Genomic DNA, 17,578 nt, shown 5'->3' with positions numbered 1-17,578 from the left:
TAGTTTTGAATACTTTATCAAAGGGTATGAAATATGAAGAAATCACGCAAAGTATCATTACAAACGAAAATAGTAAGCTTAATTATTACGTTAATTTTATTTGTCGTTCTCCTATTAGCGGGAATATTTGTTTACATTCAGTCCGTTGATACGAAGCGCCAAGTGGAGCAATTAGCACTGCAAACGGCGAAGTCACTTTCTTTTATGCCAGCTATAAAAGAGGCCTTTCAATATAACGAGCATAAAAGTACCATTCAATCTATTGCGGAACAAGTTCGTGAGCAAGCTGGTGCAGATTATGTAATTGTGGAAGATCGCTATGGGGTTATGTATTCCCATTCTAATTCTGAGTTGATTGGAACAAAGAGTAACAACCCGTATAACTATGAGGCACTTACTTTTGGTGGTTATTATACACTCAAAGGAAATGGTACAAGTGGCCCAGCTTTAATGGCGAAGGCACCTATTATTGTTCATAACGGAGATTACGATCAAGTAGTAGGCGTTGTGACAGTAGAGTTTCTAATAAAAGGCATTGAATCTAACATACTGAGCAGAACGAAAGAAATTATCCTCTTTTCCTTAGCGGTCTTATTAGCCGGAATTGTTGGTGGCATTCTTTTAGCGCGTAGCATTCGTAAAGATACACTCGGTTTAGAGCCCAATGAAATCGCAGCGTTATACCGGGAACGAAGTGCGATACTACTATCTATAAAAGAAGGAATCATCGCCATTGATCAAAACGGTTTTATTACGATGATGAACACCTCGGCAGAAGAAATGCTTCATGTAAATGATGATTATATGCAGCAGCACATTTCAAAAGTTTTACCTGATTTTAATATGGAAAGAGTGCTAGAAACCGATCAAGAAATCGCATTTCAAGATAAAGTGTTTATTTTAAACATGACGCCGATAATCGAAAACAACAGTACGGTAGGTGTTGTATGTAGTTTTAGAGATAAAACAGAACTGCAAAACCTTGTGAACACAATATCTGAGGTAAGAAAGTATTCAGAGGACTTACGTGCTCAAACGCATGAATTTACAAATAAACTTTTCGTCTTATCAGGATTACTTCAGTTAGGGCACTACAAAGAAGCGATTGAATTTATCCAGCAAGAATCTACTATTCATCAAAGCCAAAATCATATTTTATTTCATCAAATTCACGATGCAAAAGTACAAGCTATTTTATTAGGGAAAATCGGAACAGCGTCTGAGAAGAAAATTGATTTTCATATTGAAGGAGATAGTGCGCTTCGTCCATTACCAGAACATATAAAAGTGTCGCATCTTATTACGATTCTTGGAAACATAATCGATAATGCATTTGATGCGGTGAGCGAACGAGAGAAAAAGAATGTTTCCTTCTTTGTTACGGATATTGGGCACGATATTGTGTTTGAAGTGATAGATAGCGGGATAGGGATACCGGCAGAAAAAATAACGACCATTTTTCAAAAAGGATTTTCAACGAAAGGAACTGATCGTGGTTACGGACTAGCAAACGTGAAAGAAATGGTAGATCTACTAGAGGGAACAATTGAAATTCAAAACGAGAAAAATGGGGGAGCTATTTTTACAATTTACCTTCCGAAAACATTGAAAGAAAGTACATGACAAACAGGGGGATGGACATATGTTGAAGGTTGCAATTGCAGAAGATGATTTCCGCGTCGCGCAAATTCAGGAAGAGTTTTTATTAAAAATAAAGGACGTAAAAGTGATTGGAAAAGCATTGAACGCGAAAGAAACGATAGAACTACTACAAAAGGAAGAAATCGATTTGCTTCTATTAGATAATTACTTACCAGATGGAATTGGAACCGACTTATTACCACAAATTCATGCTGACTTTCCAAACGTTGACGTCATTATGGTAACGGCGGCGAATGAAAACTATATGCTAGAAAAAGCAATTCGAAATGGCGTAAGCAACTACCTTATAAAACCGGTCACATTAGAAAAATTTGTTCGCACAATTGAAGACTATAAAAGAAAGAAGCAACTATTACATAGTAATAATGAAGTAAATCAAGCACTCATCGATAACTTCTTCGGCACTTCGCAAATACAAGATATGAAAAACTTACCGACTGGTGTTGATCCGTTAACGCTGCAAAAAGTGAAAGGAATTATAAAAGGATTCGAAGAGGGAATTACAATAGAAGAAATGGGAGAACAAATGGGAGCTTCCAGAACAACCGCAAGAAGATATTTAGAATACTTAGTAGCGACCGGCGAATGCACAGTAGAATACACATACGGCATTATCGGACGACCAGAACGAAAGTATCGAATAGGACGAGGACTATGAAAAAACGATTATTACTATGTATATGGATTATGACAGGAGTAATAGCTGGTTGTTCCTTGGAAAAATCCCATACGAATACAGTGAACATCGACAAAGTAGAAATCGTTGCGCCGAACGTTCAAGGAGCAGGATGGGATTTAACAGCGCGAGCGATGCAAAAAACGCTGACAGAAGAAAAAATCTTCACAAAACCAATCATAGTCACAAACAAAGTAGGAGGAAGCGGTGATGTCGGATGGAAATATACGAAACAAAAAGGCGGTCATATACTAGCGATTAACTCCAGCTTACTCATAACGAACAACCTACTAGGCCACAGTAAACTAACATATAAAGACTTCACCCCGCTCGCAACACTCGCATCGGACTGGGAAGTTGTTGTTGTATCAAAAGACTCAAACATAGACAACGCAAACGAATTAATGGAACAACTAAAACAAGACAAGAAAAACTTCAAAATCGGCGTTGCCCCCGGCCTAGGAAACGACGATCACCTATCCTTCGTACAAGTAAGCAAAGCCTTCGGCATAAACCCTGCCGAACTACAATTCTTCGTCTACGAAAACAAAGAAAAAATCATAAACGCCCTAACGAACAAACAAATAGACGTCGCAACCATGACCCTATCCGAAGCCGAAAAACAATACAAAGCCGGCAAAATAAAAATACTAGCCGTATCCGCACCAAAACGGCTAGACCGACTACCAGAAATCCCAACATGGAAAGAACAAGGAATCAACGTCATCTTCCAGCACTGGAAAGGGATTATGGGCCCGAAAGATATGACAGAGGAAGAGGTTGCTTATTGGGATGATGTTATTAAAAGAATGGTGGAAAGTGATAGTTGGAAGGGGATTTTGAGGGAGCGGGGTTGGGAGAGTTTTTATAAGGATAGTGGGGAGAGTAGGGGGTTTTTGGAGGAGAGTGTTAAGGACTATGGGGAGATGATTAATTTTAATATTTAATTGTCTCCCTATTAGTTCGATTCAAAGAAGATATAGAACCTTTTAAAGCACAGATTATAGTGCCGGCTAACTTAGGTTTTAAAAGGTTTCCGTAATATAATTATTTGTAATTAAATTAAATATTGATTGTTCTATGATATAAAACAAACTTTTCGGTTATGAAAGGAAAAATATGTTGTTAAGACCGTTTCATTATGTATAGAGGGATTTTCGATTTTACATAGATGAAATGTTTCGAAAAAGAGTGTAGCCTATACGAGGAGCATGTATCTCTTGAATAGGGTAGATACTAACTAGTTTGAAGTAGATTTAGTTGTGTTTTTGTGCTTCCCAATCAAATACGTTCCTTATTAAATGCAGTACTAACGCATGGTCTTCAGAAGTCCGAGACAATAATAAGTCCATGATAGTGTTTAGGTCGTCTAGTTTATCCATAGGTTGAAGATATCGGAATAGTTCCTCCAAGGTGATATCTAATCCCTTGGTAACTTTAGCCAAGCTTTCTAAAGTTACGTTTTTTTCGCCTCGCTCAATAGCCCCTATGTGATTTGTGTGTATGCCTGATAATTCGCCTAGTCGTTCCTGGCTTAAGTTTTTTTCTTTTCTTAAAAAACGAATACGTTCTCCTAATTTTGTAGTTAGTTCCATAAATACCACCTTCTAGAGTTAAACTGAGTAATACAATAATGATACTAATAACTGATAAGTGAATTGTTATATTATTATACCATTTATATGTTTTGTGTGGTAAGGATTTCATAGAGAGATGTATTATTTGAAAAGAACAGTATAAAAAGTGAAAAAGAATATTTTTTCCTATTATTAAGTAAGAGGCATCTATCTTCTTCTTTTGTTGACCTACCTATTCTCGATATGTTAATTTAAATGTAACATATCGAGAATAGGTAGGGTAAGGTATGCAAATTGTTCATCCTATAAAAAGTATAGAAGATATTCAAAAGATGGAAAAAGCATTGATGTGCCATTGTTCATATCGAGATTATTTTATGTTTGTTTTTGGTATTCATACGGGATTAAGGATTAGTGATATATTGCCACTTAAAGTAAAAGATGTTAAAGGGAAACGATATTTGCTTTTACTAGGAGATAAGAGTGAAAAAGTAAAAAAGGTAGTATTAGATGACGTTTTAATATCGGTGATTTTAGAGTATATACAAGACAAACAGGGTGATGAGTGGCTTTTTCCAAGTAGAAACGGTAATGAACATATCTCAAGAGTACAAGCATACCGTGCTTTAAATAAAGCAGCACAAAAAATAGGTATAGATAGAATAGGAACTCATACATTGAGAAAAACATTTGGTTATCATTATTATCGAAAAACTAATGATATTAATACGTTAATGGAATTTTTTAACCATTCTTGCAAGAATGTAACTAGAAAGTATATAGATGTTTTTGAGGAAGTACCATCTAATACAGCTGAATTAAAAAGAGTTATTTCCTAATAATGACTGAAGATTTCTTAATTATTAGGGTGATATAATAAATTTAAAAGAGGATTTTTTGAGTTAGAAGGAGAGAACTTTAATGACTGTAAAGTATAAATTAGGGAGTATGTTTGCCGGAATTGGTGGCACATGTTTGGGATTTCAACAAGCCGGTGCTGAAATTGTTTGGGCTAATGAAGTGGATCGCAACGCTTCCATCACATACAGACATTTTTGGAAAGGTGAATATTTACAAGAGGCTGATGTTACAGAGGTAGATAAAACTACGGTTCCACAGTTAGATATATTAATTGGTGGGTTTCCATGTCAAGCGTTCAGCATCGCAGGTTATCGAAAAGGATTTGAAGATGAGAGAGGAAATATGTTTTTTCAAATTCTTGACGTAATTGATGCACAAGAAAAAATGTATGGTACTAAACCCAAAGCAATTATGCTAGAAAATGTTAAGAATTTAAAAGGTCACGATAAAGGAAATACTTTTAAGGTTATTAAAGAGTGTCTAGAGGAAAAAGGATATACAATAAAGGCTAAGGTTTTAAATTCAATGGAATATGGAAATGTTCCGCAAAATAGAGAGAGAATTTACATTGTAGGATTTTTAGAAAATGAATTGACAGAGAAATTTGATTTTCCAGCACCAATTCCATTAACTAATACACTTAATACAGTTATTAATCGAAATAGTAGTATTAATGATGAAAAATATAAAGTATTTTATTACCTCCCAGAAAAGGTTAGTTTTTATAACGAACTTCAAGAGGGAATGACTAGCCATGACACAGTTTATCAATGGCGTAGAGTATATGTAAGAGAAAATAAAAATAATGTTTGTCCAACATTAACAGCTAATATGGGGACAGGTGGACACAATGTGCCTCTGATTTTAGATAATGAAAATAATATTAGAAAATTAACACCTAAAGAATGCTTATTACTTCAAGGGTTCCCAGAAGAGTTAACTTTGCCAGAAGGAATGGCGAATAGTCATTTGTATAAACAAGCTGGTAATTCAGTTACGGTTCCTGTGATTCGTCGTATTGCAAGCAATATAATTGAAGTATTAAGAGGCAATGAATTAACTGCTGATGTTATAGTGCAAGAAGAAAATGATGGACAATTGACTTTTGTTTAATTTTTTGAATATATAGGTATTGATTATAATGAAAAAACTCTCCCTCATTTACAAATGGGGGAGAGTTTTTTCATTATTTATTGATGGCAAAAGGAATATCACATAGATTAGAAAATGAGATTGAAAGAGTTAATGGGAGTGATTAATATATAAGATAGGGTATAGTTTAAATATGGAAGAGTTGGTGGTAAGTTGAAGACGGAAGTAGTACAACCGATTGTATCAAATTTTATTAAGTCACTAAGGGATATAGGGTATACATTTGAAGTAGCTGTTGCAGATGTGCTAGATAATAGTATTACAGCTAAGGCTCAAAATATAAAAATTTCATGTATCCCAAATCCCGATCCAGTTTTTACATTGCTAGACGATGGTATCGGTATGTCTAATAATGATCTTATTAATGCCATGCGTTTAGCAACAAATGATCCTGATTCCCCACGTACAGGAAGTGATCTGGGGAAGTTTGGATTGGGGTTAAAAACAGCATCTTTTTCTCAATGTACAAAATTAACAGTTTTATCCAAGGAAAATGGAGTGGTTTCGCTTAAACAATGGGATTTGGAATATATTTCAAAAGAGGATGAGTGGCTATTAATAACACCAGATATACATGAATATGAACATGTACCTTTATTTGAAGAGTTTATGAAACAAGAAAGTGGAACTTTAGTTGTTTGGCAAGGGATAGATAATTTTTCGAAATCTGAAATACCTAGTAAGATAAATGTCTTAAGAAGCCATTTATCTTTAGTCTTCCATTGTTTTTTGGAAGGGATCATCCCTGGCAAAAAAACAATGAAAATGTATGTTAATGGTCAAGAACTAGAAGCATTTAATCCTTTTAATCCTAAGCATATGGCAACACAGCAATTGCTACCTGAAAAAATAAAATATCTAAATTCGGAAATTATAGTACAACCGTATATATTACCTCATCATTCAAAATTATCTCCACAAGAATTTGACAAATATGCTACCAGAGATGGTTACACTAAATCTCAGGGCTTTTATTTATACCGTGCTCACCGTTTATTGATTCATGGAACATGGTGGGGAATGCATAGAACAAATGATGCTCATAAGCTTGTACGGATTAAAATAGATATTCCGAATAATCAAGATTTTGCATGGGGTATTGATATTAAGAAGTCCTCCGCGAATCCGGTAAGCGAAATAAAGAAAGAGTTGAAACGTATAATTCAACAGGTAACTGTGAAGGGATCAAGGCCATTTACAGGAAGAGGAAAGAAAATAGAAGATAAGACTACCACTCGATTCTGGGAACTCATTGCGGAAAATAATGAAATTTACTTTGCTATTAATCGTGAACATCCGATCTTAAGAAAGCTCGAATTTAATTTGGCAGAAGAGCAACGGGAGTTGTTAAATATTATTTTAATGGGATTAGAAAGTTACTTGCCATTAGATGCTATTGTAGCCCAGTTGAATATGAATCCATTGAAAGTGAAACAAGAAAATTTACTTAATGAAAATGAAATTAAGTTGCTTGTGGAAAATTGGCGTTTAAATGGAATAAGTGAAGTGTTTATTAAAGAATTATTAAAGACAGAAATGTATAAAAATAAGGGGGAGTATTTTGAATATGCCAATCACGGGAGAGATTAATCGTAATGTCATGTTTGATCAGGTAAAGGAAAAAATTGTAGAAAACCTTATAAAGGAAAATGTTTTGCAGGAAGAAACAATTGTGAAGAAGATTGAAGAGTGGAAAAAAGTAATTGAATTAACTCCACCAGGTATATTGAAAACTATCTTAGGAATTGAGGATGAAAATCAAATTTGTTCATTAACAGATAGGGAATGGAAGTATCTTCAAAAGGAATTAGAGATGTCTTTTATTGTTCGTATTTCTACAGGGATACTTGTTACGGGTGAAAAACAACGAACAAGAAGGGATTTATCTTGGTGGACGAGCAAGAAAAAGTTGGAATCAGATAAGTACTATTCCAATAACTATATGAGTTATGTAAAAAAAAGTTTACCGCCAGAGGTTTTGAATACAATTGATGAAGATACAAATGCGGTGATGAATAATTTAGCAGATCCTGATTTAGATGAGTTTGCAATCTATGGAATGGTTGTCGGACATGTTCAATCAGGGAAAACTTCTAATTATGCTTCGTTAATTTGTAAAGCTGCGGATGCAGGTTATCGTTTTATTGTTGTTATTGCAGGTGCACAAAATAATCTGCGGGATCAGACGCAAAAGCGATTAGATGAAGTCTTTATCGGGTCAAACTTTCAAGGTGTTGGGCAGTTACCAGAATTTAAAAGAGAAAAAATGCCTGATAGTTTAACAAATGCTGATAATGATTTCAAAATTGAAACGGCAAAAGCGCGAAGTACTACAAACTTTGAGAATATGCAACTGCCAATCTTGGTCGTAATAAAAAAACATACAAAGCCACTATCAAACCTTTTAGAATGGTTGGATAAGCATTATAAGAACCAAGTTGATAAAGCGATGTTGGTTATTGATGATGAATCGGATTATGCTTCTATTAATACTAAAGGTGAAGAAGATCCAACTGTTATTAATGAGAAAATCCGCCTCCTTTTACAAAAATTCAAAAAAAGAGCTTATGTTGCCTACACAGCAACACCATATGCGAATATTTTTATCGATCATGAAGCTAAAAATGATGAAATCGGCAAGGATCTATTTCCACGTGACTTTATTTATGCTCTAGATGCACCCACAAATTATTTTGGTGCAGAAAAGATTTTTGGTCAAGAAGATAAAAAATATGTAGTAGAGATTCCTGATCATGAAGCTGTTTACGAGCTTGACAAGAATGTTCATTATGACTCGAATAAAATGCCATTTGTGATCAAGCATAAAAAAGAGTATGCTGAAGAATTAAAAAGGTTACCAGAAACCTTGAAGGATGCTATTCGTCTATTTTTAATAAATATTGCTATTCGCAATCTGCGCAATCAAAAAAAACATAATAGTATGCTTATTCATATCTCTAGACTCACTGATGTGCATATTAAAGTGAAACAACTGGTTGAGATATATTTTAGTTTGCTTGCCGAAGATGTTAAGGCATACGGAGCTTTAGTTAATCCTTATCGTCAATCTATACATTTACAAGCGATAAAGGAAACTTTCCGAGAAAGGCTACAAAACATTGAATTTGAGTTTGAAACGGTTTTAACTGAAATTTGTAAAATTATAGATTCTGTGCTTATTGTCGATGTCCACCAAAGAGCAAAAACACCTTTAGCGTATAGAAATGATATTCAGTCAAATGTTATTGTCATCGGAGGTTTGAGTTTATCGCGGGGGTTTACATTAGAAGGGTTAAGTGTTAGTTATTTCTTAAGGACAACCATTTATTACGATACATTAATGCAAATGGGACGTTGGTTTGGATATCGTATTGGATATGAAGATATTTGCAGAATATATCTAACAAATGATTTGTGTAATAAATTTGGTTTTATTATTGATGCCACAAATGATTTAATTAATCGTTTAAAAATTATGCGTCAGGAAAACTTAACACCTGAAGATTTTGGTTTAGCTGTGCAATTGCATCCAGACAGTTTATTACAGGTTACAGCCCGGAATAAATCAAAAAATACGGAAGACATGTATTTGAAGATGAATTTGGATGGTCAAATTAAGGAGACTAGATGGATTAGTAATTTAAAAGAGGATTTGGACGCTAATGAAATTCTTCTACATGAAACCGTGCAAGCCTTACAAAAGGGTGGTTTTGAACACTTAGAAAACAATAAAAGTTTAGTGTGGAAAAATGTAGATAAAACTCTTATCCAAAGTTTTGTGAACAATTATCATTTATATAAAAATGATCCTTTGGGAATCAAATCAAGAATGCCAATTGATTTTATTAAAAAATATATTCAAGATAGTAAACTTGATTGGGATGTGGTTTTATTCAATGGTAACGGGAGCACTAAATTTAAAGATGGTTCCATAGAAATACAGCGACAATTTCGTTCTGTAACAAAAAAGCAGAGTTATTTTGAAGTGGCAAATAGGCAACTTTCTCGTGCAAATCCAGAAAAAATTATTATGCCTACTAATTTTAAAGGTTTAAATTCTTATGAGATGCGTCAAAAATTAGTCAAGCCGTTACTTATGTTGCATGCTTTAGAACTAAAAGATAAGAGTGATAAAGTTTATAGCGCTGTTGGTTTTGGAATTAGTTTTCCGATTTTAGAAATAACGAAGTTTGATAGTAGTGTAAAAGTTAAGATCAATAATGTATATAGAAGACAATTAGAAGAGGCATATAAGGATGAAGTTGGTGAGGACATTGAGTATTATGAATAATCCTTGGTTAGGATTAGATCAGCTAAGTAAAATTAGAGTCAAAGAATCTATCAAATATAATGCTTTTTGGATTATGGATGCTTTAGGGCAATATGGGTTAATGATTCAATGCAATGAAGATTTTATTCAACCCAAAAGAGAAATTAAGTTGAAGGGGATTCAGATAAAGATTGATAACACTTCAACACCGAACCATTTAATTTTACTATTAAAAGATCTAAAAGATTGGGAGATCTTTTTAGTATTATGTAACGACTTAGTGCATGCTTTGAAGGAACATGGTGAAAATATTATTCAAAATATTGTAAAGAGACTTGAACGATGGCAGAAGCTATTACAAAGAGAGGCGCTAAGGGTAATGTCCAAGGAAGAACAGATGGGGCTATTTAGTGAATTGAAAATATTGCAAGATTACCTTATCCCTAAATGTGGATGTAGTAGTGGTATCCATAGCTGGGTTGGAGCGCTTGGAGATAAACAAGATTTTCTTTTAGAGAACTTAGCGATTGAAGTGAAATCTTACCGAATGACGGCGGGTCATTCAGTTTGGATTTCTTCAAAAGAACAATTGAATTCAGAAAAACAACCCCTATATTTGTTTGGATGTGCTTTGAACGAAGTGACTAGTGGTGAGACTATTGCCGATTTAGTGCAATCTATTTCGGAACAAGTTGAAACGGAAGGTCTTTTAAATGAATTTATTGATAAAGTTGAGCAGTATGGTTATATTTCAGAAATGCAACAAGAATCTTTATCAAAATTACGTTTAGAGAAAATTAGCTGTTATGAAGTTGGAGAAGGATTTCCTAAAATATCTTTAAATCATGTTTCACCATTAATTAAAAATATGAAATATAGTATTGATTTGTCCGGGTGTTCACAGTTTGAAGTGGACGTACCTAATATTTTGAAATAAAACGGAGATGGTAGTCATGGCAACTTTAGAAGAGTTCCATCAAGACTTTTTACAATCGATACTTTCTGATTCCGAAAGCCGTGGATTATTAAAAGCCCAATCTTTTTTCGAATTAGTATGTGAAGATCTTATGCAAGTGGGTGACTTAACAAATAATTACACAATGGCAGAATTTATCAAAACGGGTTGCGAAGTCTATGGATACGATTATGACGAAAGTCGGAAAGTATTTACATTGATTAATTTTCAGTTTTTTCAGGATGATGAAATTGAAACATTAGCAAAACAACATGTAAATATAAAATTTAAGCGTTTAAAAAAATTTGCAGAGTTATGTATAGAAGGACTACATTATGATTTAGAGGAGACTTCTGATGCATATTCACTTGCATTTAATGTGCATCGGCACGTACAAAATAATTTAATAGATAAATTTCGGTTAATTGTATTAACTGATGGTAGACTGACAAAAACTATATCACGTATACCAAATGATTTGATTAAAGGTATTGAATGTGAACATCAAATTATTGATATCAATTATTTGTACAGTATTTTTATGTCTGAAAACAGTTCAGGTTCATACAATATTGATCTGAAAATTCCATATTTAGAAGTGCATAGCACTTCTAGCGAATATCAGTCCTATTTAGGAATTATGGATGGGATACAATTATTTAAAATATACGATGAATATGGACAAAAACTTCTTGAACAAAATGTTCGAACCTTTTTGCAGTTTAGGGGTGGTGTCAATAAAGGAATAAAAAATACTATTCAGTATAAACCAGATATGTTTTTTGCTTATAATAATGGTATTACTGCAACTGCAACACACGTAGAAACAGAAAATGGATATATTACTAAAATAGTAGATTTTCAAATTGTGAATGGTGGTCAAACCACTTCGGCTATTTATGCTGCTAAAAAGAATTCGAAACTAGATATTTCAAAAATATCTGTACAAATGAAATTATCTGTTGTGAAGAACATTGAGAAAAAAGGTCAGTTTGTATCGAGTGTGTCGCAGTACGCCAATACTCAAAACAAAGTGAATAAATCGGACTTCTTTTCTAACAGTCCGTTTCATAAAGAAATGAAAGATTATTCTAAGCGTATTTGGGTGGCTACCCATGGAGGTTCTCAGAAACGCACCCATTGGTTCTATGAAAGGGTACGTGGAGAATATTTAAATGAGCAGGCTTATTTAACAGTGGCTAAGAAAAGACAATTTCAAATAGAAAATCCCAAAAATCAGCTAGTAGATAAGACACTCCTAGCGAAAAGTGAAAATTCTTGGGGAAGAAAACCGTATATTGTTTCTAAAGGGGCACAATATAGCTTCGAAGAATTTGCTCATTCAGTAACCGATACGCTAGAGAAAAATCAGTTGTCGATTACAGAGAATTACTTTAGAGATGCTGTTTCAAGGATTATTCTATTTCGTGCAACAGAAAAAATTGTTTCTAAAGCTTCTTGGTATGAAAATGCCTTCAGAGCACAAACCGTTACTTATTCAATAGCGTGGCTTTCGCATGCTATTCATAAAAGAAAACTATTTTTTGATTTTAGTAAAATATGGGATGAGCAACGTTTACCTGTTGAGTTAGTGGAATTAATGAAAGTTATCACAAAGAAAGTCTATGATAGAATTACAGATCCGCCACCAGGATCTGCTAATATTGCCCAGTGGTGTAAAAAAGAGCAATGTTGGAATGACGTGCGTAGTATCGAAATTGAGTTATTACCAATTAAGAATATGGTTTTAACTACTGAAGAAACTAAATATGAACAAAAGTTAGAAAGGAAACAAAAGAATTTAGATAATGGTATCGAAATTCAAGCTTTCGTTATTCAAACCAATTTTGAATATTGGAATCAACTATTTGGTTACTATATGAGTAGTGATAATCTCAGATCATTGACTATTACTCAAAGGGATATCTTAAGGAAGTATGCTGAAGGAAAACTATCTTTACCATCTGAAAAACAGGCAAGAGTGCTATATTCGCTGTACCAGAAAGCAATTCAAGAGGGATGGGAAGCGTTAAGTAGTTGATAGTCTTTTGCGAATACTGTTTCTGTTTTTTATGGAAAGTAGATTTGAAGTATTCATGTTAACTTATATTTTTCGAAAGAAATTTTGGTATAATGTGAAATTCATGCAGCTTCTATAAAATATATTTAAGGATTTAATAGAAAAGTGCTTACTAGTGGACTTTGTTCTAATAAATAAAGCCGGTTTATACCGGCTTTATTTATTAGAACGTTAATTATTGTGTTCTCCTACGAATTCATCATACGTTCCAATTTCACAAAAATCTATGGAATAATCTGTTTCACTATTCTTATATACTATTACTGAATCAATACCTAATATTTCTAACTTTTCGTATGTAAGCAATTCTCTTTCTTTTAGATCCATAACTTGCCTTAATAACCACTCACCTAATGCGCTATTAGGGTTAGACATAAGGGCCTTGCTATTTTCTTGACAAACCTTGGCTGATAGATTTTTTTTGTCAGGAAGGTATAAATCAAAACTTTCATCACGTAAAGGGAAAAAATTTGGGAAAACTTTATGGATCCAACTAGGAATTGGAATATATACTTCATTTGGATTACGTAATCTGCCCGCAGCATTCCATTGGTTTAAACCGCTTTTTTCCGGTACGTGTCTTTTTGTGCCACGATCCGAAAATAAGGGTAAGATAATATGATCTCGATCTTTTCTAGTATTAATTGGTGAAGCTAAAATGCGTTTTGTCACGTTTTCAGCGTTAGGATTAAACAATTGTGCCAATACATTATAAGGGTGTTCAATAATTTGAACATCAATTTCATCTAATGGATTGTCCATATAGAATCGCTTATAAAGTGTACTCTTAGTAATATTAAAACTATATTCGTTTAATCCGTCTTCGAATGTAATAATGTTTTTGTTGTTAACATTTATATTTTTAATTTTTTTAATATCTATTAAGTCCATAGGCACTTCGAATAAAGAAATGTTTTGGGGCTTCCTAGTAACGCAATGATAAATCATATCATGGAGTCCATAAGTACGTTTAGTAAATTCAATACGGTTATTTCGAAGCTGAGCAACAATTTCAACCATTTCTCTAGGGGACTTCCCTCTGTATAATTCGGAGTCTTTATTGAATTCCGCTATTTTTTGTAAGGTACGGCCGTTTCCATGTAAAAAGGTTTTTAGTCCGATACCTACACCATCTAATGCAGCGTCAGCCGAACAATCTGAACGACCTAAATTATCAGCTTGAAAAGCTTCACAATAAGTATTTTCTACATTTCTAGAGACTAAATAGGGAGCAGTACTTTCCGAGAATAAATTAGATAGTGCCCCTGTTGATTGAAGCATTTGAATATAAGTTGTTTGGTTTGATTGTGGTTGTCTTTTATACAGCATATGATCTGTCCTTTCTTACTTCAGTTTACTTTTTAAACCAGCTAAATGATCCATTGAGACTTCTAATTTTTGTGCAAGTATTTTTAGGGTTTCTACAGGTGGAATTCTTTTATTGTTTTCATACAAAGACCAAGTGCTAGGAGATACGCCTATTAATTTTGCAGTATCTTTTGATTTTAAGTTTTTCTTTTCACGGGCATCTTGTATACGGGTTCCTAAAAACCCCTCCATTTCAACACCTCCTATTAATATAGATATAGTATCATTAAAAAATGGAAAATAGTCACTAATTTACGATTAGTAAATTAGTGACTAAAACTACGGAGAATTAAAATAACGGAAAAACACCCACAACAAGAATCCTACCCGAAGACGAATACATAAAAGAACTCTGCAAAAAAACAAACTCGAAGAACTATCCGACCTACTAGAACTAATAAACGCCCTAGCCGAACACGAAGGCACAACACTAGAAGAAATCAACAACATCCGCAAAAAGAAAGCAAAAGAACGAGGCGACTTTTCAAATCGGGTCTTCCTAATCGAAGTAACCGATAACTAACCCCTCATAAGCCCCTTCCAAGCCCCTACCAAGTAATAAATCACTAAGAAAAAACACAACAAAACAAAAACACCAACAAACACCGTAGTAGGAGTCGAAAAAAATTTTTGAAATAACACGCCAAAAAACCAGACCTCCTTCCTATATATAGTACAAAGAGGGATTTTTCATTTTTGAATGGAGACAGGAGGAATTAGGATGGCGGTGTATCGTAATGTGCAGGTGAATTTTTGGCAGGATGATTTTGTTTTGGATTTGACGCCGGAGGAGCGGTATTTTTATATTTATTTGTTAACTTGTTCGAAGACGACGCAGTGTGGGATTTTTCCTTTTCCGAAGCGGTTAGCTGAGATGGAGACGGGTTATAACCGGGAGACTGTTGATAAGCTCTTGCAGCGCTGCATTGATTATGGAAAGATCCTTTATGATGCGGAGACGCGGGAGTTATTCATTTTAAATTGGCTTCGTTATAATCCTGTGACGAATACGAATGTGGAGAAGTGTGTGCTCCGTGAGCTGAAGGGTGTGAAGAATAAGGAGTTTGTACATATGTTTCTTCAGAAGTGTGCGGAGGAGGAGCTGAATGTTCCGATGCTTTTAGCACATTTCGGTATGCCTAGTGATATGGATATGGATGATGTTAATCCAGTTTGCGAGGAAACAGTGGAAGAAGAGGGGATAGAGAAGGAAACGGGAAGTAAGGTGTTCACGTTTTATGAGCAACATTTTGGTAGTTTGTCTCCGTATACGGTAGAGGAATTGAATGCGTGGATGAATGATTTGTCAGAGGAGCTTGTGCTGAAGGCCCTTCAAATTTCGTATGAGAATAAAAATCGGAAGATGGCTTATGTGAAGGGGATTTTGAGGGGATGGCACGGGAAAGGATTTACGAAAGTGTCTGAGGTTGAGGCGGATACGGAAAGGTTTCGAAAGAAGGAGTCGTCTGTTAGTAGCGGAGAGACGGAGAATTTTTTGGCGAAGTGTGAGGAGTGGGAGAAGAATAAGCCGTCAGAGGAAGAGTTGCAGCGCTTTTTAGCGGAACGCGGGTGGCGGCCATGAGTATTCAAAATGTAGAGGCGGAAAAGACGGTGCTAGGTTCTCTATTACTTGATGGAGAGCTTATTAAGGAGTGCCGTTTGACGGAGCACTATTTTTCTATGCCCGTGCACAAGTCTATATTTCAGTTAATGCGAAAAATGGAAGAGGAGGGGCAACCGATTGATCTTGTGACGTTCATTTCTAGAGTAGATCCGAATTTTTTGAAGGGGATCGGGGGAATGGAGTATTTTATAGGATTAATGGATGGTGTGCCTGCGACTAGTAACTTCTCTTATTATGAGGGGCTTGTTCGAGGTGCCTGGAAAATGTATCAGGCAGGTGTTCTCGGGCACAAGATGGGAGAGCGTCTTATTGCGGAGAAGAATGAGAAAGTTATTGGTGAGACGATTACGGCACTTTGTGAGTTAGAGGAAAAGGACTGCGTATGTGAGTTTGATTTGAAGGATGCGTTAGTTGGTTTGTATGAAGAGCTTCATCAAGATACGAAAGAGAATACTGGTATTGAGACTGGTTATATATCGCTAAATAAAATGACGTGCGGATTGCAGGAAGGTGATTTCATTGTCCTTGGTGCGCGCCCTTCTATGGGAAAGACTGCGTTTGCGTTAAATGTTGGACTGCATGCGGCGAAGTCTGGAGCGGCGGTTGGATTGTTTTCGTTAGAGATGAGTAGTAAGCAATTGTTAAAAAGAATGGCTTCTTGCGTAGGTGAAGTGTCAGGTGGTAGGCTGAAAAATCCGAAGCACCGTTTTGCGATGGAAGACTGGGAAAAGGTGAGTAAGGCGTTTGCGGAGATTGGTGAGTTACCACTTGAGATTTATGATCATGCAGGTGTTACGGTGCAAGATATTTGGATGCAAACTCGTAAGTTAAAGCGGAAGCATGGTGATAAGAAGCTTTTAGTCATTGTAGATTATTTGCAGCTTATTACGGGAGATCCAAAGCATAAGGGCAATCGATTTCAGGAGATCAGTGAAATTTCACGTAAGCTCAAGTTGTTAGCGCGTGATTTAAATGTTTGTGTAGTGGCGTTGTCGCAATTATCTCGTTCTGTAGAGTCGCGTCAAGATAAGCGTCCCCTTTTATCCGATTTAAGAGAGACGGGACAAATTGAGCAAGATGCGGATGTCATTATGCTTATGTATCGAGAGGATTATTACGATAAGGAAACGATGCAGAAAGAGATGACGGAAATTCATGTGGCGAAGCATCGGAATGGACCTGTGGGGAGTTTTAAGCTGAGATTTTTGAAGGAGTTTGGGCGGTTTGTGGAGAGGGTGAATTAGTGGGAGGGAGAAGCTTGTGTTTTGAAGAACGGAGTAGAAGCGGCTTCAATTATGAAAGGAAAAGAGAAAGGGAAGATTGTTCGTTTAATAATTGGAGGAAATACAGATC

At 35.1% G+C, this 17,578-nt stretch carries 14 protein-coding genes and 1 pseudogene; 12 read left to right on the top strand and 3 right to left on the bottom strand.

Translation table 11 applies throughout. From position 1 onward, the window contains the following. Positions 1-33 precede the first annotated feature (33 nt). Genes A6J74_RS12145 through A6J74_RS12135 form a run of 3 tightly spaced genes read left to right on the top strand, consistent with a single transcriptional unit; the run spans position 34 to position 3,285 of the window. The gene (locus tag A6J74_RS12145; RefSeq protein ID WP_000749677.1) at positions 34-1,623 is read left to right on the top strand and encodes an ATP-binding protein; all 1,590 of its coding nucleotides are present in this window, start codon (positions 34-36) and stop codon (positions 1,621-1,623) included. Positions 1,624-1,642: 19 nt separating this feature from the next. Then, complete coding sequence (locus tag A6J74_RS12140; RefSeq protein WP_000921507.1) at positions 1,643-2,320, top strand: response regulator; 678 nt, start codon at positions 1,643-1,645, stop codon at positions 2,318-2,320. Further along, positions 2,317-3,285 carry a tripartite tricarboxylate transporter substrate binding protein gene (locus A6J74_RS12135; protein ID WP_000746614.1) on the top strand — a complete coding sequence of 323 codons (969 nt, stop codon included), beginning with the start codon at positions 2,317-2,319 and terminating at the stop codon, positions 3,283-3,285. Before A6J74_RS12140 ends, A6J74_RS12135 begins: the two co-directional genes overlap by 4 nt. 309 nt (positions 3,286-3,594) lie before the next feature. Here A6J74_RS12135 and A6J74_RS12130 read toward each other — a convergent pair whose 3' ends face one another. Then, on the bottom strand, positions 3,595-3,933 hold the full coding sequence (locus tag A6J74_RS12130; protein ID WP_000424171.1) for a helix-turn-helix domain-containing protein: 339 nt from the start codon (positions 3,931-3,933) through the stop codon (positions 3,595-3,597). Between the two features lie 269 nt (positions 3,934-4,202). On the opposite strand from A6J74_RS12130, the gene A6J74_RS12125 reads away from it, so the two are divergent. The 6 genes from A6J74_RS12125 to A6J74_RS12100 all read left to right on the top strand — a co-directional run bounded on the left by A6J74_RS12125 (position 4,203) and on the right by A6J74_RS12100 (position 13,194). Then, positions 4,203-4,754 carry a tyrosine-type recombinase/integrase gene (locus A6J74_RS12125; RefSeq protein ID WP_001167589.1) on the top strand — a complete coding sequence of 184 codons (552 nt, stop codon included), beginning with the start codon at positions 4,203-4,205 and terminating at the stop codon, positions 4,752-4,754. An 82-nt stretch (positions 4,755-4,836) separates the two neighbouring features. Then, on the top strand, positions 4,837-5,889 hold the full coding sequence (gene dcm / locus A6J74_RS12120; protein WP_000216932.1) for a DNA cytosine methyltransferase: 1,053 nt from the start codon (positions 4,837-4,839) through the stop codon (positions 5,887-5,889). Between the two features lie 192 nt (positions 5,890-6,081). After that, positions 6,082-7,518: an ATP-binding protein gene (locus A6J74_RS12115; protein ID WP_000846367.1), complete on the top strand. Its 1,437-nt coding sequence runs from the start codon at positions 6,082-6,084 to the stop codon at positions 7,516-7,518. Then, the gene (locus A6J74_RS12110) at positions 7,496-10,219 is read left to right on the top strand and encodes a Z1 domain-containing protein (RefSeq protein WP_002109576.1); all 2,724 of its coding nucleotides are present in this window, start codon (positions 7,496-7,498) and stop codon (positions 10,217-10,219) included. Before A6J74_RS12115 ends, A6J74_RS12110 begins: the two co-directional genes overlap by 23 nt. Further along, positions 10,212-11,135 (top strand): PD-(D/E)XK motif protein, encoded by a 924-nt coding sequence (locus A6J74_RS12105; RefSeq protein ID WP_232300949.1) that lies wholly within the window; start codon positions 10,212-10,214, stop codon positions 11,133-11,135. Before A6J74_RS12110 ends, A6J74_RS12105 begins: the two co-directional genes overlap by 8 nt. A 16-nt stretch (positions 11,136-11,151) precedes the next feature. Next, positions 11,152-13,194: an AIPR family protein gene (locus A6J74_RS12100; protein WP_000212227.1), complete on the top strand. Its 2,043-nt coding sequence runs from the start codon at positions 11,152-11,154 to the stop codon at positions 13,192-13,194. A 210-nt stretch (positions 13,195-13,404) separates the two neighbouring features. Here A6J74_RS12100 and A6J74_RS12095 read toward each other — a convergent pair whose 3' ends face one another. Continuing rightward, positions 13,405-14,562: a phospholipase D-like domain-containing protein gene (locus tag A6J74_RS12095; protein WP_000966049.1), complete on the bottom strand. Its 1,158-nt coding sequence runs from the start codon at positions 14,560-14,562 to the stop codon at positions 13,405-13,407. A gap of 15 nt (positions 14,563-14,577) precedes the next feature. Beyond that, positions 14,578-14,793: a helix-turn-helix domain-containing protein gene (locus tag A6J74_RS12090; protein ID WP_000398276.1), complete on the bottom strand. Its 216-nt coding sequence runs from the start codon at positions 14,791-14,793 to the stop codon at positions 14,578-14,580. Between the two features lie 104 nt (positions 14,794-14,897). Here A6J74_RS12090 and A6J74_RS12085 point away from each other — a divergent pair. The 3 genes and pseudogenes from A6J74_RS12085 to dnaB all read left to right on the top strand — a co-directional run. After that, positions 14,898-15,124 (top strand): annotated as a pseudogene (locus A6J74_RS12085) (nucleoside triphosphate pyrophosphohydrolase); the annotation flags it as partial. Positions 15,125-15,322: 198 nt separating this feature from the next. Further along, entirely contained in the window at positions 15,323-16,183 is an 861-nt protein-coding gene (locus tag A6J74_RS12080; protein ID WP_000312038.1) for a DnaD domain-containing protein, read from the top strand. Further along, positions 16,180-17,469, top strand: coding sequence for a replicative DNA helicase (gene dnaB, locus A6J74_RS12075; protein ID WP_000027316.1), 1,290 nt, complete (start codon positions 16,180-16,182; stop codon positions 17,467-17,469). The genes A6J74_RS12080 and dnaB overlap by 4 nt, the downstream gene beginning before the upstream one ends. The last annotated feature ends 109 nt before the right edge of the window (positions 17,470-17,578 follow it).

Source organism: Bacillus sp. FDAARGOS_235, assembly GCF_002073415.2.
GTDB lineage: Bacteria > Bacillota > Bacilli > Bacillales > Bacillaceae_G > Bacillus_A > Bacillus_A toyonensis.
The sequence above is the reverse complement of the archived record's forward strand: the minus strand, read 5'-3'. Positions and strand labels throughout refer to the sequence as shown.

Coding starts and splice junctions, on each gene's coding strand:
- A6J74_RS12145 (WP_000749677.1), top strand. CDS start 34: ATGAAGAAATCACGCAAAGTATCATTACAAACGAAAATAGTAAGCTTA.
- A6J74_RS12140 (WP_000921507.1), top strand. CDS start 1,643: ATGTTGAAGGTTGCAATTGCAGAAGATGATTTCCGCGTCGCGCAAATT.
- A6J74_RS12135 (WP_000746614.1), top strand. CDS start 2,317: ATGAAAAAACGATTATTACTATGTATATGGATTATGACAGGAGTAATA.
- A6J74_RS12130 (WP_000424171.1), bottom strand. CDS start 3,933: ATGGAACTAACTACAAAATTAGGAGAACGTATTCGTTTTTTAAGAAAA.
- A6J74_RS12125 (WP_001167589.1), top strand. CDS start 4,203: ATGCAAATTGTTCATCCTATAAAAAGTATAGAAGATATTCAAAAGATG.
- dcm (WP_000216932.1), top strand. CDS start 4,837: ATGACTGTAAAGTATAAATTAGGGAGTATGTTTGCCGGAATTGGTGGC.
- A6J74_RS12110 (WP_002109576.1), top strand. CDS start 7,496: ATGCCAATCACGGGAGAGATTAATCGTAATGTCATGTTTGATCAGGTA.
- A6J74_RS12105 (WP_232300949.1), top strand. CDS start 10,212: ATGAATAATCCTTGGTTAGGATTAGATCAGCTAAGTAAAATTAGAGTC.
- A6J74_RS12100 (WP_000212227.1), top strand. CDS start 11,152: ATGGCAACTTTAGAAGAGTTCCATCAAGACTTTTTACAATCGATACTT.
- A6J74_RS12095 (WP_000966049.1), bottom strand. CDS start 14,562: ATGCTGTATAAAAGACAACCACAATCAAACCAAACAACTTATATTCAA.
- A6J74_RS12090 (WP_000398276.1), bottom strand. CDS start 14,793: ATGGAGGGGTTTTTAGGAACCCGTATACAAGATGCCCGTGAAAAGAAA.
- A6J74_RS12080 (WP_000312038.1), top strand. CDS start 15,323: ATGGCGGTGTATCGTAATGTGCAGGTGAATTTTTGGCAGGATGATTTT.
- dnaB (WP_000027316.1), top strand. CDS start 16,180: ATGAGTATTCAAAATGTAGAGGCGGAAAAGACGGTGCTAGGTTCTCTA.